The 18534-nt window shown below is 64.8% G+C and carries 12 protein-coding genes; 6 read left to right on the top strand and 6 right to left on the bottom strand.

The genetic code is table 11. The features are described from left to right. Nucleotides 1-2: 2 nt before the first annotated feature. Both HLH27_RS11560 and HLH27_RS11555 read right to left on the bottom strand, forming a co-directional pair. On the bottom strand, nt 3-2213 hold the full coding sequence (locus tag HLH27_RS11560) for an FUSC family protein (protein ID WP_182950186.1): 2211 nt from the start codon (nt 2211-2213) through the stop codon (nt 3-5). Continuing rightward, nucleotides 2210-2737: a MarR family winged helix-turn-helix transcriptional regulator gene (locus HLH27_RS11555; RefSeq protein WP_182950185.1), complete on the bottom strand. Its 528-nt coding sequence runs from the start codon at nt 2735-2737 to the stop codon at nt 2210-2212. The genes HLH27_RS11560 and HLH27_RS11555 overlap by 4 nt, the downstream gene beginning before the upstream one ends. Before the next feature lie 215 nt (nt 2738-2952). Between HLH27_RS11555 and HLH27_RS11550 the strand changes: the two genes are divergently transcribed. After that, nucleotides 2953-5379: a TonB-dependent receptor gene (locus HLH27_RS11550; RefSeq protein WP_246375815.1), complete on the top strand. Its 2427-nt coding sequence runs from the start codon at nt 2953-2955 to the stop codon at nt 5377-5379. A 9-nt stretch (nt 5380-5388) separates the two neighbouring features. Next, complete coding sequence (locus HLH27_RS11545) at nt 5389-6495, top strand: glycerophosphodiester phosphodiesterase (RefSeq protein WP_182950184.1); 1107 nt, start codon at nt 5389-5391, stop codon at nt 6493-6495. A gap of 621 nt (nt 6496-7116) precedes the next feature. On the opposite strand, the gene HLH27_RS11540 is transcribed toward HLH27_RS11545, so the two are convergent. After that, a complete protein-coding gene (locus tag HLH27_RS11540; RefSeq protein WP_182950183.1) occupies nt 7117-8226 on the bottom strand; it encodes a substrate-binding domain-containing protein in 1110 nt (369 codons plus the stop codon). Nucleotides 8227-8440: 214 nt separating this feature from the next. Between HLH27_RS11540 and HLH27_RS11535 the strand changes: the two genes are divergently transcribed. The 4 genes from HLH27_RS11535 (at nt 8441) to HLH27_RS11520 (ending at nt 15443) form a co-directional block, all read left to right on the top strand. Continuing rightward, nucleotides 8441-10804 carry a TonB-dependent receptor plug domain-containing protein gene (locus HLH27_RS11535; RefSeq protein WP_182950182.1) on the top strand — a complete coding sequence of 788 codons (2364 nt, stop codon included), beginning with the start codon at nt 8441-8443 and terminating at the stop codon, nt 10802-10804. A gap of 54 nt (nt 10805-10858) precedes the next feature. Continuing rightward, nucleotides 10859-12715 (top strand): NAD(P)/FAD-dependent oxidoreductase, encoded by a 1857-nt coding sequence (locus tag HLH27_RS11530; protein WP_182950181.1) that lies wholly within the window; start codon nt 10859-10861, stop codon nt 12713-12715. Continuing rightward, nucleotides 12715-14085, top strand: coding sequence for a multicopper oxidase family protein (locus HLH27_RS11525; protein WP_182950180.1), 1371 nt, complete (start codon nt 12715-12717; stop codon nt 14083-14085). The genes HLH27_RS11530 and HLH27_RS11525 overlap by 1 nt, the downstream gene beginning before the upstream one ends. 188 nt (nt 14086-14273) lie before the next feature. Continuing rightward, complete coding sequence (locus tag HLH27_RS11520) at nt 14274-15443, top strand: AI-2E family transporter (protein ID WP_182950179.1); 1170 nt, start codon at nt 14274-14276, stop codon at nt 15441-15443. 145 nt (nt 15444-15588) lie between these two features. Here the strand turns inward: HLH27_RS11520 and HLH27_RS11515 are convergent, their stop codons facing one another. From HLH27_RS11515 to HLH27_RS11505, 3 genes are all read right to left on the bottom strand, one after another. Further along, nucleotides 15589-15915, bottom strand: a complete 327-nt coding sequence (locus tag HLH27_RS11515; RefSeq protein WP_182950178.1) for a YnfA family protein — start codon at nt 15913-15915, stop codon at nt 15589-15591. A 189-nt stretch (nt 15916-16104) separates the two neighbouring features. Then, nucleotides 16105-16521: a c-type cytochrome gene (locus HLH27_RS11510; protein WP_182950177.1), complete on the bottom strand. Its 417-nt coding sequence runs from the start codon at nt 16519-16521 to the stop codon at nt 16105-16107. Further along, on the bottom strand, nt 16521-18119 hold the full coding sequence (locus HLH27_RS11505) for a flavin monoamine oxidase family protein (RefSeq protein ID WP_182950176.1): 1599 nt from the start codon (nt 18117-18119) through the stop codon (nt 16521-16523). The genes HLH27_RS11510 and HLH27_RS11505 overlap by 1 nt, the downstream gene beginning before the upstream one ends. Nucleotides 18120-18534: the final 415 nt, after the last annotated feature.

Genomic DNA, 18534 nt, shown 5'->3' with positions numbered 1-18534 from the left:
CCCTACCCGGCCCCGCGCCGCACACGCCCCAGCAGCGGCGTATAGACCGGCACCGGCGCATCGAGCGGCCGATGCGCCCCCGGCATCTCCGGCGCCAGTTGCAACGGCCCGTGACGATGGAAGAATCCGGGCACCGCCCGCAGGATATACGCCGCCTGTTGCAGGCATGCCGCCCCGCGCCGCGCCTCCAGCCCGTCCTCACCGGCACCGGCCCGCCCCAGGATCGCCTGCGCCGCCTCCACCAGCCCGCGCGCCGTCGCCTCCGGGTCCCGCAGCAGCCCGTCGAAACCGTGCAGCGCCGCGCGCAGCGCCCCGGCATCCGCCGCATCCAGCCCGGGCAGCGCCGCGATCCGCCGGGCCCGCACCACCAGCCGCCCCAGCGACACCGCGCCCAGCGCGGCATCGGTATAGGCCTGCCGCTCGGCCGCAGCCACGCCCACCGAAAGGCGCATCGCCAGCCGCCAGATCTTCTGGATCTGCAAGCCCTCCCACACCACCCAGTTCTCGGGGGCAACCGGCAGCACCAGCGCCAGCCGCCGCAGCGCCCGCGACAGCGAGCCCACAAGCCGCGCCGCATCCAGCCGGTCGTCCGGCGGCAGGATCACCCGAAAGCCCAGCACCAGCAGCGCACTGGCCACCAGAAAGGCCATCCACGTATTGGTCAGCGCGATATCGTCGTAATGGATGGGGTTGGACACATCCAGCATCGCGGCCAGGAACACGCCATACCCGAAGGCCCCGATCCCGTAGCGCGGGCTGAACTGCAACCAGATCCCGGGCGCGAGAAACAGGCACAGCGAGAACCAAAGCAGCGGAAACCCGTCGATCCGCGGCAGCGCCAGCATATGGCACGCAATCCCCGCCGGCACCGACAGCGCGGTCCCCGCCGCCATCAGCACGCTGGAGCGCGAGGCCGAAGGCGTGGTCGCGACCAGGCTGGACGCCGCGACGACATACAGCATCAGCATCGGCCCGGCGCTCCAGTGCAGCACATACCACAGCAGCCCGGCCAGCAGCGCGATCAGCCCGCCGCGCGCACCGTTGCGCAGCGCGGTCGGCCAGTCCAGGAACCAGCGCAGCCGCACCCGGCGCGGCAGGGACGGCGCCACCAGCATCCGGATCACGGCATCCAGCTGCACCAGCACGTCGCGCATATTGTCGATCGCCGACAGCATCGCGATGTCCGGCTCGGCCCGCTCGGCCACCGCCAGTTCCTCCAGCGCGGTGCCCAGCGCCGCCAGCACCGGCCCGGGCGCGTCGATCCACTCCGCCTCCCCGGTCAGCGCCAGGATCTCGGCCATCAGCGACGCCACGCGCTCGTGCAGCCGGTGCATCGGCGCGGCATCGCTCTCCAGGTCATGCCACAGCGGATGATAGGTCGCGACCACCCCCGCCAGCCCGCTCAGCCCCACGCGCAGCGCGTTCACCCGGCGCGAGATCTCGTACGTGTCGGCCGCCGCATATTCCACCGCCGAGATCAGCCCGCTGATCCGCGCCAGCAACGTGCCCCGCCGGTCGTTCAGCGGCAGCGGCAGGGTGCGAAACCCGCCCAGCACCACCGCGTCCCGCGCCGGCGCATCGGGCGAACGCCCGCCCTCGTACTGGAAGCGATGGAATTCCATGGCATACGCGATCACATCGCGCACCATCTGGCCCACCTGCACCATGATCCGGTCGGGGCGCCGCACCGAACTGGCCATGAACACCACCGCCGTCGCGACGATGCCCACCGTCACCGCCGACAGCCGCGCCATGGCACTGAGAAAGATCCCATCCGGATCGGCATAGGACGGCGCGGCAACGATGACGATCGTATAACCCGTCAGCACGGCGGCATAGGCGCGGAACAGCCGCAGGAAGGTCGCGACCAGGCAGGCAAAGGCCACCACCACCGACAGCATCATGGTGTACAGCACCGGCGACTGCGCCACGACCGCCATCAGCGCGATGCTGATCGCGGCCCCCAGCAGCGTGCCGATCACGCGCCACATGCTCTTGGCCATCAGCGCGCCGACCGTGGGGTTGGCCACGATCATCACCGTCGTCACCGAAGACATCGGGGATTCGAGCTGGAAGAAGAACGAGCAGGACAGCGCCAGCCCGATGGCGGCGAACGCCCGCGCGCAGAAGGCCGCCCGCCCCAGCGTCTCGCGCCATCGCGCATCGTCGACCAGAAAGGCCGGCAACATGCGCGCGGGAAGGGACAGGCTCATGCGGCGTCGCCACCCTCGGGCAGCTCGGCCGCCGGGGGGCGCGCCGCATTGGCCAGGATCTGCTCCAGCCGCCCCACCAGCCCCGCGATCTCCCCGGCCGGCAGGCCCTCCGTCAGTTCGGCTTCCACCCGCGCCGCGATCTCGTGGAACACGCGGCATTTGCGCCGCCCCTCGGGGGTGATGAACAGATTGTTGGCGCGCCGGTCGACGGAATCCGGCCGGCGCTCCACCAGGCCCGCCCCTTCCAGCAGGTCCAGCACCCGCACCAGCGCCGAGGTATCGGTATCCAGCGCCGCCGCCAGCTCCCGCTGCGACGTGCCCTCGGGCATCATCATCAGATAGACCATGGGCCGGAAGCCCGCGACGGTCATCCCCGCCGGCTTCAGCTCCCGCTCCAGCCGCGTCCGCCACACCGCCCCCAGCCGCATGACGCGAAAGGTGACGGACATGCCGGGAAAATGGCTCTCGTCGATATTCAGCAGGGCGCGCAGGCCCGATGCCGGCAGCGCCGTCTCCTCACTCATGGCAGGTCCATAGGCTTCATCGCAATAATGGCCATGACCATTAATGGCATACCAATCGCCTGTCCATCCCCCGGCCCGCCCCATCTTCACGGATTCGTTATTTCCCGGAGTGTGACCGCGCTGCATCGTCTTCAAATCTTCACATGAAGATCCGAAAATGACCCGTTTATGAAAGGCAAAATCAAATTCATGACGAAAGAGAAGCGACACCGCCAATGTCTTTCCGTGCCCCCTCCCCCCGCCCCTTCCAGGGCCGCCACCTGCTGCTCGGCACCACCCTGCTGGCCCTGGGCGCCGGCCTTTCCGCCGCCCGCGCCGCTCCGGCCGACACGGCACCCGCCACCGCCGCCCACCCCGCGCGCCAGACGAAACCGGCCGCAAGGCCGGCCGCCACCCCCGCCCCGGCCGCAGAGCAGATCATCTCCACCGCCCGCCGCACCCGGTCGGAACAAAGCGTCGGCCATGTCGAGATGCAGCGCATCCTGCCCGGCATCAACCCGGTCAAGGCGCTGGAAATCCTGCCCGGCGTGGTGTTCGAAAATGCCGATCCCTGGGGCAATAACGAGCAGAATTCCTCGCTCTTCATCCACGGCTTCAACCAGAACCAGCTCGGCTTCACGCTGGACGGCGTGCCGCTGGGCGACCAGGCTTACGGCAATTTCAACGGCCTGACCCCGCAGCGCGCCGCGATCAGCGAAGTCATCGGCGCGGCCTCGGTCGCCACCGGCGCCGGCGCGCTGGGCACCGATTCCACCAGCAACCTGGGCGGCACCCTGCAATTCCAGACGCAGGACCCGGCCCACCGCGCCGGCGGCCAGCTGGCGCAGACCTTCGGAAGCTGGTCGACCTTCCGCACCTTCGCCCGCGTCGATACCGGCGATTTCGGCAACGGCAATTCGGCCTATGTGGCCTGGGCCCGGCAGGATGCCCGGGCATGGGATTTCGCGGGCCACCAGGGCGGCAACCAGGTCAACGCCAAATTCGTCCACCAGGGCGAACATGACAGGATCACCAGCTTCTTCGACTGGTCGGACAAGATCGAACCGAACGAAGACGGCATCGTCCAGCCCCAGGGCGGCAGCCTTTACAAGCGCCCCTTCATCTACCCCAACCTTCAGGAAGCCATAAAATACTACAATAATTCCGCCGCCTACAACGCGGCCGGCCTCAACTACCGCAATTACTATTCAGCCGCCCAGCGCCAGGATTTCCTGGCCTACACCACCTGGTCGCACGATTTCTCGTCGAACCTGCACTGGGACAACCAGATCTACTACCATCACGACCTGGGCGAGGGCGTGGTGGCCGGCCCGATCACGGCGGCGGGCCTGCCCACCCTGTTCGGCGCCTATTTTCCCAACGACACCGCCTCCCAGCTCTCGCAGGTGTTCGGCGGAACCGGCATGGCCACCCGCACCACCGAATATTGGGACAATCGCGGCGGCCTGACCTCGACGCTGCATTATCGTCTGGGCCACCATAATATCGAACTGGGCGGCTGGTACGAACGCAACAACAACACCCAGGCCCGGCGCTGGTACCCGTTCTCGGCCACCGACCCCACCACCCCCTACGACCGGCAGCAGAACCCGCTGATCCACCAGTACACCAACTATTTCTACACCAACAGCTGGGTCACCCACCTGCAGGATTCCTGGCAGGTGTCGAAGCATTTCGCCCTCAATGCCGGCTTCAAGTCCGAACTGGTCTACACCAACGGCACCCTGCCGGTGGCAGGCCTGCCCGGCTCGCTGTCCCCCAAGACGGCCGTCACCGTCCCCGGCGGCACCATCGCCGCCGTCCGGCCCTTCCTGCCCGCCTTCGGCGCATTGTGGAACATCACGCCTAACGAGGAATGGTTCGCGAACATCCAGGAAAACATGCGTTCGTTCCAGGATGCCGGCTACGGCAACGCCACCCCGTGGGGCGTCACCAGCCAGCAGGCGTTCGACAATTTCCGCGAATACGGCAAGCCCGAAACCGCCTGGACGTACGAGACCGGGCTGCGGACCAACCGCGCCCTCTCCTTCGGGCCGCTGACCCATCTCAGCGGGCAGCTCGAATACTACCACGTCCATTTCTCGAACCGCCTGCTGGCTGTCTCGTCCTCGCCCAACCTGGCCTCGATCGTCGGCAGCGCGACCATCCTGACCAATGTCGGCTCGGTCACGACCGACGGCATGGATTTCTCCTTCACCGCCCAGTTCGGCCCGCATTTCTCGTTCTATAATGCGCTGTCCTACAATAAATCCGTCTATAACGACAATTACTCCAACGGCACCGCCATCGTCCCCACCGCCGGCAAGAACGTCGCCGGCGTTCCCGACTGGACCGAGAAATTCGTGGCCTCCACCGACTGGGGCGCCTTCAACGCCCAGTTCATCGGCGACGTGATCGGCAAGCGCTACACCACCTTCACCAACGACCTGCACGCCGGCAGCTACGCGCTGTTCAGCCTCAATGCCGGCTACACCATCCACGGCATCCCGCATGTGCGCGGTCTGAAGCTCCAGGGCAACATCACCAACCTGACCAATACACGCGGCTGGTCCACCTTGAGTATCGGCAACGCTTCAGGCCAATATACGGCGTACCCGATCGCCCCCCGCATGTATTTCCTGACCGTAAGCGCCCAGTTCTGAGGTCCTCATATGCTGACACGTCGAAACATGTTCTCCCTCGCGGCCGGCGCGGCACTGCTGGGCGGCACGTCGCGCCGGGCCCGGGCGGCGGCATCGCTCGCGCCCCAGCCGCTGGTCTTCGCCCATCGCGGCTCCTCGGCCCTGCGGCCGGAACACACGCTGGCCTCCTACGCCCGCGCCATCGCCGACGGCGCGGATTATATCGAGCCCGATCTGGTACCCACCCGCGACGGTATCCTGATCGCGCGCCACGAAAGCAACATCGCCGACACCACCGACGTCTCCGCCCGGCCCGAATTCGCCTCCCGCCGCCGCACGCTGACAATCGACGGCGAGACCGAGACCGGCTGGTTCACCACCGATTTCACCCTGGCGGAACTCAAGACCCTGCGCGCGCGCGAACGCCTGCCGACGGTCCGCCCGCACAACACCCGCTATGACGGACATTTCGACATCCCGACCTTCGAGGAAGTCATCGATTTCGTGGCCGCCGAATCCGCCGCCCGCGGCCGGGTGATCGGCCTGATCCCCGAAATCAAGAATTCGACCCATTTCCACAGCCTGGGCCACACGCCGGAGGAAACCTTCCTCCGCACGATCGCCACGCGCGACTACACGCGCTACGCCCCGCTGGAGGTCCAGTCCTTCGAGACCACCAACCTCAAGAGCCTGCGCGCCCGCGTGCAGGCCATCAACCCGCAGGCCCGCCTCATGTTCCTGATGGGCGAACGCACCGACCGCGTGCCCGACCTGATGGCGGCCGGCGCCCACACCACGTTCGGCGACCTCATGACGCCCGAGGGCCTGCGCCAGATCCGCACCTTCGCCGACGCCATCGGCCCGTCGAACACCGACCTGATCCCGCGCGACGCCTCGGGCGCATGGCTGCAACCGACCACGCTGGTCGACGACGCCCACGCTGCCGGCCTGCTGGTCCATTCCTATACCTGCCGGCCGGAAAACCGCTTCCTGCCCCGCCAGCTCCGCAACGGCGCCGGCGACAATGCCCGCAACCCCGACGGCTCGGTGGCGGAAATGCGGCGCTATCTGGATCTGGGGCTGGACGGACTCTTCACCGACGATCCAGCCTTGGGTCGCATGGCCGTCGACAGCTAGGGCGATGCTTGCAAAGCCACCCTGCCGGCAATCCGGCGCGACGTTTCAAGCAGCATCCTCAAGGGTTCTTTTTTGAAAAAAAGAACCGGAGAACTTCGATTCGTTCAGGCGCCTTGTGCCTGGCACACACGATGCCCCTGAACGACTGAAAGTCTTTTTGCTTCTTTTTCGTCAGGCAAAAGAAGATTCTTTGCCTCTCAGGCCCGCCCCGACTTATCGGGCGAAGGCGCCCCCGGCCGGCCCATGGCCCCCGCCTCATCCGCCCGCCCCGCCCGATTGCGAAGCCGCCGTCCCGCCTGCCGCAGCGCACTGCGATGGGCGGCATGAATCTCAGCCGGCGTCAGCCCAACCCCATCGGACCACGCGGTCTCGGACACGGCTGGAACGGGCACTGCCTTCCCCTCGACGGATGAAACCGACATGACGATCCTCCTGCTCAAGGTGCCCCGACAAAAGGCCGGGAACGGCCTGGCTCCCTTACATGGGCAGAACCGTACGGCATTTTAAGGGCGAGTTCCCTTGAAAGACCGTATGGCTGCCCTGCGCAGCGGGCGAACTCACGCACCGGATCTGGAAGGTCGAGGCCGAAGGAGCGTAGCCCACCGTCTGGGAAGCCCTCTCTCAAGCCAGGACGGGGATCGTCCGTATCGACCCCCGGTCGACGATGCTGCCACTCAACTGAATGTGCTCGTATCCAGGGCGAAGGGGCTCTTTTGCCCCGCGGGCCCTTCCAATCAGGATACGGGCGGCCTCCTCCCCGATCCGGGCGCAAGGCTGCGCTGCCGCCGACAGTGGCGGATCGACGAGTTGCAACCATTCGAGGTCGTCAAAACTGAGGAACGAAATGTCGTCGGGAATACGCATTCCGGCCGCCCGAACCGCGCGGAATGCCCCGGTCGTCATCAGCCCGTCCGATGTCAGGAGCGCCGTCGGCTCATGCTGCAGAACGGCCTGCGTCGCGTCCCTCGCCGCTTCCCAGCTATAATGCCCCGTTCGTCCGATCAGATCCGGACAGACAGGAACCCCGGCATCGCGATGGGCATCGAGATAGCCCCTGAGCCGCTGGCAACTCGGTGCAAATCCCTCCTTGATCCGGGCGGAAGCCGCATGCTCGGCCACGATCCGCCCCAGGTCCGCGGGCTTCACCTCGTCCAGCTCGCCGATATACGCAATCCTCCGATGGCCCGCCGCAAGCAGCTTCATCGTACAGGCCGCGGCCGTCCCCACATTGTCCAGCGTCACACTGTCACTCGCCAGGCCGGGCACGCGCCGGTCGATCTGCACGATCCGGCCGCCACCGGCCACGAAATCCCGTAGATGGCCGACATTGCGCATGCTTGCGGGCGCAATGATGATCCCGTCGACCCGATGCTTCTGAAAAATGGCGACCGCTTCCCGCTCGATGGCCGTCGATTCATGCGTGTCATAGATCAGGACACAATATCCATGCATGCGCGAGTAATTTACAGCCGATTTTATAATATTTGAGTAAAATTCAGAACTAAGATCGGAAACAATCATGCCGAATGTCTGCGCGCTTCCCGAAATCAAAGCCCGAGCCGCAATATTTTTCTTATAATTAAGTTCCCGCGCCGCCGAAAGAACCGCCTTCTTGGTCTCGGGGCGAACATAACCGTAATCGCCCAGCGCCCGGCCCGCCGTTGCCACGCTGACGTTCGCCGCCTGCGCGACATCGACAATCGTCGCATGCCTGCCCTTGTGATCGTCCACGCCTCATCTCCACCTCGACCGATAGAAAACCATACCAAAAAAAACGCGCATCACGAACGCCCCGCCCGCAGCCGGCATTCCCCATCGGAAATAAGGACGTCAATCCGGCATGCCAACGGTTGACAATGTGAGAACGTTATCACATTGATTCCGACGTCGATACAAAAGACAGGAATCGCCTACCTCCAACCCCTCGAACGAGGTCGTTTGTGCCATGCGTAGAATGCTTCTTGCGTCCGTTACCTCCGTGGCGACGGGAACGTTTGCCCTTTCAGCCCCGGCTATCGCGGCCGCGGACACGACCGCTGGCGCCGACGAACAGGTCATCGTCACCGGCACCCGCGATCCTCATCAGACCGCGAAGAAAAGCGTCAGCCCGATCACGGTGGTCAGCGCCCAGCAGTTCAAATCGACGGGCCAGCCCGACCTGCGCGACGCGCTGGTACAGCTCGATCCCTCCATCACGCGTCCCGGCGTCACATCGGGCAACGCCAACATGACCTCGACCATCAGCCTGCGCGGCCTGACATCCGACCAGACGCTGATCCTGGTCAACGGCAAGCGCCGCCATTCGACATCGATCATGACCGACGATACCGGCAGCCCTGAAAACGGGACGACGCCCGTCGATCTCGGCATGTTTCCGATGTCATCGATCGACCATATCGAAATCCTGCAAGACGGCGCTGCCGCACTTTACGGTTCCGACGCGATCGCGGGCGTCGTCAACATCATCCTCAAGAAAAATCCGCAGGGGCTGGACCTGCATTCGGTCAATGGCGGCTATTACGCGGGCGATGGCTTCACTACCGACAATACCGTCAGTTGGGGCACCAGCCTGACCGATCGCGGCTATTTCCACCTGGATGGCGAATTCAAGCATCAGGACCATACCAATCGCGGCGACGCCGATACGCGCATGGGCACCAAGGTCAACCAGTATTTCGGCAACCCGCAGGAAACGCGGGTCTCACTGGGCTACAACATGGGCTACAAGATCACGGACAAGGTGGAATTCTATTCCTTCGCCAGCTACGCGCATCGCGCCTCCTGGTCCTATCAGAACTACCGCACGCCTTCGATCCTTCCCCAGGTTTATCCGGAAGGCTTCAGCCCCGTCAGTTCCCTGGATGAAGACGATTTCAACGTTGCCGTCGGCTTCAAGGGCGAACTGTTCGACGGCTGGAACTGGGACCTCAGCACCAGCTATGGCGAGGACCATTCCCATTTCGATCTGAACGATTCCGTCAATACGATGCTGTACGCCGATACCGGCGCCACGCCCACGCATTTCCACGTCATGACGTTCTCGAACCGTCAGTGGACGACCGATTTCGGCATCCGGAAGGCATTCGACGTTCCCCTTCTGGCCGGCCCGGTCAATTTCTCGATCGGCGCGCAGTACAGAAACGACGCCTATAACGTCAATCCCGGCGATCCTGCCTCCTATTACGGCTCCGGGCCACAGGGGCAGAGCGGCCTGAACCAGCTCAGCACCACCCGCGCCAGCCGCGATGTCACCGCCGGCTATATCGGCCTGTCGACCCGCCTGCTGAAGAACTGGCAGATCGATTTCGCCGGCCGTTTCGAACATTATACCGACGCGGGCGATACCGAAACGGGAAAAGTCTCGACGCGCTACGACATCAACAAATATATCGCGTTGCGCGGCGGCATCAGCAACGGTTTCCGCGCGCCCACCCTTGCCGAACAATATTACACCAGCCTCAGCACCACCCCCACGGGGGCCAACGGCGTCGTCGCCGTCAATTCGGCAACGGCCCGCGCCCTCGGCTCCAAGCCGCTGACGCCGGAACGCTCGATGAATTTCAGCGCCGGCTTCCTGCTCAATCCACTGCCGAACCTGAATATCGCCGTCGATGCCTATCAGATCACAGTGCGCCACCGGATCGTCGAAGGCGGTGTCTATAACGGCCAGCGGGCGATCGACGCATTGGAATCCGGAGGCTATCAGGTCGATTCGACTGTTACCCCCGACAGCGTCTCGGTGCAGTATTTCTCGAACGGGGCCAACACCCGCACGCGCGGCGTCAACATCACCGCCGGCTACAGAACGGATTTCGGCCGCTATGGCAAGGTCACGTGGGACGCCTCGCTTAACCTGAACGAAACCAAGGTGACACGCGACTATCTCGATGCGAACAACAACCCGCTGCTGAGCGCGCAGGGCATCGGGTATCTGACCACCGCCTTCCCCCGCAACAAGCTGATTTTCGGCGCATCGTGGCATAAGGGGAAATGGGATTTCGCCATCCACGAAATGCGCTGGGGCCACACCATCAACCAGTTGCAATATGTAACCGGCCCGAACGCCTGGTCCAATTCGGTCTTCTATCAGATGTACAGCAAGCCGAAATTCCAGACCAACATCCTGCTGGGCTATCAGGCGACGCAAAGGCTTCACGTTGCCCTGGGCGCGAACAACCTGTTCAACGAATATCCATCGCGCATTCCTCTCAATACCAGCTATGTCGGCGTGGTCCCGTATGATTCCAGTGCCCAGCAACTCGGTTTCAATGGTGGTTACTACTACCTGTCGCTGGATTATTCCCTGTAATCACGGAGTCTGTTTGTGAGTACTCTAGATCACCGAGATGGGTGCTCCGCGGCCATGGACCGCGCCCTGGGCCTCGCCTGCGACATTCCCCGCGAGGACCGCACCGACGCCCGCGCCGAACGCGCGTCCAACTATCCCCCTTCCCTGACCGGCATGCGGGGCAGCGGCTACGAACGCGCCTATTGCGCGGGCCACGCCCTGCGCAACGGTAATCTGGCGGAATCCCTGCCGCAGGCCGAACAGGTCGACCAGATCTATGATCTGGTCATCGTCGGCGGCGGAATCAGCGGCCTGTCGGCGGCATGGTTCTATCGCCGCAAACATGGCCGCGACGCGAAGATCCTCGTCCTGGACAATCATGATGATTTCGGTGGCCATGCCAAGCGCAACGAATTCACGCATGATGGCGACACCCGCCTCGCCAATGGGGGAACCTTCAACCTCTATTCGCCGCAGACCGAGGCCCAGAAACTGATCTTTGATGTCTGCGACATCGATGTCGAGAAACTGGCCGAAACCACCGTTACCCGCCGCTTCTATGAATCCCTGGGCATGGGCCAGACCGTCTTTTTCGACCGCAAGACATTCGGCCGGGACATGCTGCTGAAAGACCCGGCACCGTGGACCGACTTCACGTTCCTCTACGACCCGACCACTCCGCCCGACGCGTCCGCCCGATGGAGCGCCTTCCTGCGCGATGCCCCGCTGCCAGAGCGCATCAAGAAGGATCTCTTCCGCCTGTATCATGACAGAAAGGATTACCTGCCCGGCCTGTCACCCGACGAAAAAGTCCGAAAACTCGCCCTGATGAGCTATCGCGACTACCTGATCGAGGTGGTTGGATGCGACCCGATGGTCTGCACCTATCTGCGGGACCGCAGCTTCGGCAGCGGGCGCGGGTTGGACGCCACCACCGCACTGGCCGCTTTCCAGCGGTTCGGCTTTCCCGGCTTCGACGGGCTCGACCTGCCCAGGCCGCCCCATCATGGCAAAGGCGGCGCGGAATATCATTTCCCCGAAGGCAACGCGACGATCCCACGCATGATCGTGCGCGATCTCGTCCCCAATGCGCTGGACTGCAACGGCCTGTCCGACGCCCTGCTCCGCCGCGTGCGCTATGACGTGCTGGACCGGGAGGACAATGCCGTCCGTATCAGGCTGAATGCCACGGCCGTCAATGTCCGCAACGAATCCGGGGGCGTGGCCGTCACCTATATCCGCGACGGGGGCCTGTTCAGGGTCCGGGCGCGTTCCTGCATCCTGGCCTGCTGGTTCCATGTCATCCCCTATCTCTGCCCGGACATGGCCGCCGAACAGCGCGATGCGCTGCATTACAACGTCCACACGCCCAATCTGTGGGTGAATGTATGGCTGCGGAACTGGCAGGCCTTTCACAAGGCCGGCGCCTGCCTGATGAATGCACCTGGTTCCTACTATGCCTCGATCATTCTGGAACCGCCCGTGTCGGTCGGCGGATATCAGCATTCCGCCTCGCCGGACCAACCGGCCCATGTCTCGCTTCTGCGCGGCTATGGCGCCCCCGGCCTGCCGATCAAGGACCAGTTCCGGGCCGGGCGCATTGACATGTACGAAACCAGTTTCGAAACCTACGAACGCGAATTGCGCCTGCAATTCAACGCGGCACTCGGCCCCTATGGTTTCGATGCGGCAAAAGACATCATGGGGATCACCGTCAATCGCTGGGGCCACGGATATTCCTACTGGTATTCGCCCCTCTACGACGACTTCCTGAAAACAGGCGGCGAGCCCCCCCACCTGCGCGCCCGCCGGAAGTTCGGCCGAATCACGATCGCCAACACCGATGCCGGCGGAACGGATTCAACTGCTCTGGCCATCGACATGGCTTGGCGCGCCGTCAACGAACTCGACGAAACAGGCGGAGGGAAATGATGAACTCCCTGGCTTTCACACGCCGCCAGGCACTGACGGCGGCACTGGCGGCCGCCGCTCTGCCCACCCGCCTGCGGGCAGCGAACAGACCCGCCCCGCTCTATCCCGATGCACCGATCCGGCTTGCCATCGAACAGACATCTCTCGAACTGGCCAAGGGCATCGTCATCCCGACCACGACCTATAACGGCACCGTGCCGGGGCCGCTGCTGACCCTCAATCCCACACGGCGCGCCGTCATTCACGTCACGAACAATACCTCCCGGCCGGAACTGGTGCACTGGCATGGATTGCACATTCCCAGCCCGGTGGATGGCGCGATGGAAGAAGGCTCACCCATGATCGCGCCGGGCCAGACCGGCACCTACGACTTCCTGCCCGGCCCGTCGGGCACACGCTGGTATCATACCCATGCCATGGCCGGCCGCGACCTTGGCGCAGGCGGCTATTCCGGCCAGTTCGGCTTTATCGACGTCGATGACGGGCGCTTTCCCGCCCCCTACGACCGCGAGATATTCCTGGCCGTGCATCACTGGAACGGCGAACTGTGCGACATGGGCGCCCCGGTATCGGACCAGATGGTCTGCTACCGGCACGCGACATTCAACGGCCGCCTGTTCGCGGCCGCCGAGCCCCTGCGCGTCAAGGCGGGCGAACGGGTCCGGTTCCGTTTCGTCAATGCCAGTGCGACGCAGAACACGGCCATCGCCCTGCCGGGGCACAGATTCCGCATCATCGCGCTGGACGGCAATCCGGTGCCCACACAGGCCAGCGTGGAGGTGATCCGCCTGGGCGTCGCCGAACGTGTCGATGCGATCGTCGTGATGAACAATCCCGGCGTATGGATGCTGGGCGCCACCAACGATACCGAGCGTGCGTCCGGCCTGGCGCTGGCCGTCGAATATGCCGGGCACAGCGGCCCCCCGCGCTGGCTCCCGCCCCCACGCAACGACTGGGATTATAGCCGGTTCGCCCTTCCCGGCCCCATCGCCCAGCCGGAGGTCGACGACATCATCCCCATGGTGATCTCCAAAAAATTCCTGAAAAAGGAAGGCATGGACGAATGGCGGATCAACAGTCAGGTCTTCGAGGATGCTCCCGTCATGCGCCTCGTCAAAGGCCGGCGCTACCGTTTCCGCTTCTTCAATGCCAGCCGGGAGGACCATCCCGTCCATCTGCACCGGCACAGTTTCGAAATCACCGCCATCGCCGGCCGCCCCGTCGCCGGCGTGATCAAGGATACGGTCGTGCTCCCGCTCTACGGATCGCTCGACGTGGATCTCAGGGCCGACAATCCGGGCCGGTCGCTGTTCCACTGCCATCAGCAGATCCACATGGATTACGGCTTCATGCGCCTGATCAGCTATTAGGACAGGCCCCGTCCGGTTCGCTCACCCGGACGGGTATCCTCTTCCGATGACAGGGACAGGACCAAAGCAGCGGGTCACAACCGGACCATCAGGGGCTTTGAAAACAGCCTCTCATTCTGCAACGCTGACCGCCCGGCAGCCGTTACCATTCGGACAGCCATCCCGCCAAGTCCTTGAATCGAGCCCGCATGCCCCCGTTCCCGCCTTCATTCGTCCTTCCTGCCGCGCCGCCCCCTGCCCCCACGCTCCCCTCCCGTCCGCGCACCACGCTGCAATGCTGGGCGCAGGGCGCGCTGACGCTGGGCGTGGTCGCCCTCACCCTGTTCATCCTCGGGCGCTTCCGGTCCGCCCTGTTCTGGGGCGGCGTGCTCGCGATCGTCTGCTGGCCGCTGCTGACATGGCTGCGGCGGAAATGGCCTTCCCCCCACGCCGCCACCCTGGCACCGGCGGCCATCGTCCTCGGCATCGCGCTAGTCTTCATCGTGCCCACGGCGATCCTGATCTCGGCCGCCGCCGGCGAGGCGCGAGAGGGCGCGCAATGGGTCCGTCAGGCCACCGAACAGGGCATCCCCGCCCCGGCATGGCTCGACCGCCTGCCCTGGGGGCGGGCGCAGGCCCAGCATTGGTGGCAGGCCAATCTGGCGACGGCCGACAGCGTGCACGACCTGATGGACCGCATCCGCCCCGAGCACGCGCTGGGCACGGTGGAGCATCTGGGCCACGGCGCGGCCAACGGGCTGGTCATCATGGGCTTCGCCCTGCTCATCCTATTCTTCTTCCTGCGCGCGGGCGCGCCGCTCGTCACCCGGATCGATCTCCTGGTCTGGCGCCTGCTGGGCGCGCGGGGCGGCATGGTCCAGCGGCAGGTCGTGGGCGCCGTGCGCGGCGCGCTGGCGGGCCTGGTGCTGGTCGGGCTGGGCGAGGGCGTCCTGATCGGCCTCTCCTACGTGCTGGCCGGCGCGCCGCAGCCCCTGCTGCTGGGCATGTTCACGGCGCTGGCGTGCATGATCCCGATGGTGGGCGGCTTCGCGCTGGCCCTGTGCGTCATGGCCATCCTGGTCAAGGGCAGCAGCCTGGCGGCCGCCATCGGCGTTGGCCTGTTCGGCGCAATCGTGTTGTTCCTCGCCGACCATTTCATCCGCCCGGCCCTGATCGGCGGCTCGATCCGCCTGCCGTTCATGTGGGTGCTGCTCGGCATCCTGGGCGGGCTGGAAAGCTGCGGCCTGTCTGGCCTGTTCATCGGCCCGGCGGTGATGGCCGTGGCCCACCTGCTCTGGCGCCTGGGCTCCAGCCGCGCCGCCCGCCCGGCCCCGGACGGGGTGGTGGCGATCCGGATGGTAAACAGCCGCGAGGAATAAGCAGGCGTTTCCGTTCTTTTTTGAAAAAAAGAACCAAAAAACTTTTGATTCGTTCAGGAATTTTTTGCCGGGACACACGACGTCCCTGAACGAATAAAAGTCTTTTTGCTTCTTTTTCTTCAGAAAAAGAAGACCCTTTCCTCCGTCACACCCGATGCGGAGAAAACAGAATCACCCCCGCCCCACACAAACACAGCACAGCCCCGATCAGGTCCCACCGGTCGGGCCGCACCCCCTCGGCCAGCCACAGCCACAGCAGCGCCGAGATGATATAAATCCCGCCATACGCCGCATAAGCCCGTCCCGCCTCCGACGCATCGACCCGCGTCAGCAGCCACGCGAACACCACCAGCGCGCCACAGCCGGGCACCAGCCACACCGGCGACCTGCCCATCCGCAGCCACGCCCAGAACGCGAAACACCCGCCGATCTCCGCCAGCGCCGCGCCGATATACAGAATAATCGATTGCATCCAACGACCTTCAAGGCTGCTTCAAAAGCTTCCCTGGCGGCGGGCGGCCCACACGGCCACTCCGCTCCGGTGCCCGAAAACCACCGCCGGACGCGTGGCCCACGCCACGCCTCCGCGCACCATCGGAACTGAAACAGCCTCTTACCAGCCCGGACCTCCCCACGGTAGAGCCCGCCGGAAACCCGGCCGCTATTCCTCCAGCGTGATCGGCTGGCGCATGGCCCCCACCTGCTCCGGCGTCACCGGGTCCGTCCAGCGATTGCCCAGATGCGAACGGATATACGTCACCACATCCGCGATCTGCCTGTCGGTCAGGATGCCCGCAAACCAGGGCATGCCGCCATGGCCGTTCAGCACCATCATGGTCGGATAGGCCGCAATCGCCAGTTTCGGGTCCCCGGCCAGCGCCGGATATTTCGCCCCGGCACCGCGCGCGCCCTTGCCGTCGGCCATGTGGCAGGCCGCGCAGATATGGTGATAGACCCGGTCGCCAGTATCCAGCGGGCTCATCGTGCTGGGCACGCCGCCCGCCGTATCGGCCCGGGCCGGGGCCCCCGCCAGCATCATGCCCGCCAGCAACAGGAAAGAAAGAGAAACGCCCCGCATCAGCCCGCTCCCTGCGCCCGTTTATGAAGCTGCTCGACCGCCGCAAGCGACGACAGGATCGCTCCCTCCTGCCAGCAACCGACATAAGACGCATGCTCGCCGGCCAGCACCAGCCGGTTTTCCATCGCGACCAGCGTCTTGTAATGCGCCTTGCGCGCCTGCTCCGACCACATGGAACAGCAGCCGAGGGTCCAGGGCATGCGACTCCACGCCACCGCCACGCCATTGCGGAATTCGCGGCGATAATCCGGGTGCAGCGCCAGCCCCTGCCGCAGCCCTTCCTCGATCCGCTGCGCCGGGCTCATGGTCGTGAAATCCATCGCGGCCGGCCCGAACATATAGCCGCCCAGCAGCACCGCCGGCCCGGACGAGAACGTACCGTGGCTGGGATAGGCAATCTGCCCGATCGGCTGGTCGGTAAAGCTGATCCCGCCATAAATCTGGTCGTCTTCCTCCCAGAACCGCCGCTTGAATTCCATGCCCAGCTTGACCGACGACGCATAAGGCACGGCCGCGATGGCCGCCTTCATCCGGCCGCTCACCTGCACGTCCAGCTGCGACAAAACGGGCAGCGGAATCGTGCAGACGCAATAATCGGCCTCTTCCACCCGCGCGGCCCCGCCATGGGCCACATCGTCGTACATGATCTTCACACCATGCTCGTCCTGATGGATGGCCGTGACCATGCAGCCCAGCGTGATCAGGTCCTGCACCTGCCGCGCAAAGCCCTTGCCGATATTGTCCATCCCGCCGACGGGCTGGAACATCGTGGTCTGCATGTCGAGCTGCTCGGGAAAGGCCAGCCACTGCGCAAGGCCCGACGCCATCACATCGGCACGCGGCGCGGGCTCCGAGAATGTCGGCGCGCCATCCACCCCGGCCCCCCGGGCCTTGTCGTACCCCCGGCGCTGCGACGACCGCCCACCGGTCCGCCACACCCCGTCATCGTCCAGGTTGGCCCAGACGCCGATCGAGGACAGCACATGCGCGCGCTCTTCCGGCGTCACGACATCGTCCAGCCGATGCTGGTTGATCGCCTTGGCCAGCAACTCGGCCGTATAGCCCGAGAAATCCGCCGCGAATTCCCGGTAGCGCAACCGCTTGCCGCCAAAAGCCTGCGAGGAATGCAGCCAGGCATTGTGATTGAGCTGAATGAAGGGCTCCAGCGCCACGCCGAATTTCCGGCAGTAATGCAGCAGCCCCTGATGATGGTACGGAATGCGCCACGGTCCCGGATTGATGTAATTGCCGGGGGCAAACGCGACCGTCTGCGTCGCCCCGCCCAGCTCCGTCACGCTGTCGCCCCCGCGCAGCGAGATATTGCGCCCGCCCGCCCGGTTCTGGAATTCCAGCAGCCGCACCTCATACCCCGCCTGCCGCAATTCGTAGGCCGCCAGCAGGCCGGCCAGCCCGGCCCCCAGCACCACGACACGGGTACCCGGCTTCGCCCCCGTCAGCTTCGGCGGCCCCCGGAAGTCGGTCCCCATCGCATGACCCATGCTGGTCATCGCCTGATAAAGCCCGGCACTCCCGGCCAGAACCCCGATTTTCGTCAGAAGCTGGCGGCGCGTCTGCGCCCGAAAGCCGGACTCGGTCATCGATCACCCTTCATTTGTCTGCTAGCCAGGCGTCCAGCGGCAACCTCCGCGACACCCGGAAAAAACTCTGTTGTTGTCAGCTGTCGGTAACAGGGCACTCAGGGCTCCGCCCTGAAACCCGCCAAAGGGCAGTCGCCCTTTGGAAACCCATTCGCAATCGAATGACTGGGGTGCAGGGCATCGGATCCTGCCGGGTCCGGGCGGATTTGGTCAAGGTTCCATCGACCGGAACGGCCAGTGGAACGCCAACGGAGAATGTACCTCGCGCCCACCACGCCTTTTGAAAAACCACACGTCATCACCCGAGGAAAACGGAATTTTCCGAAACGACCTCAAGGCGCGAACAACACGCGCGCAAAACCCGCCACAAACAAAAAATGCCGCTGACGCGGCATTTTTTCCGAAACGGGAATGG

The organism is Gluconacetobacter takamatsuzukensis (genome assembly GCF_014174275.1).
GTDB lineage: Bacteria > Pseudomonadota > Alphaproteobacteria > Acetobacterales > Acetobacteraceae > Gluconacetobacter > Gluconacetobacter takamatsuzukensis.
The sequence above is the reverse complement of the archived record's forward strand: the minus strand, read 5'-3'. Positions and strand labels throughout refer to the sequence as shown.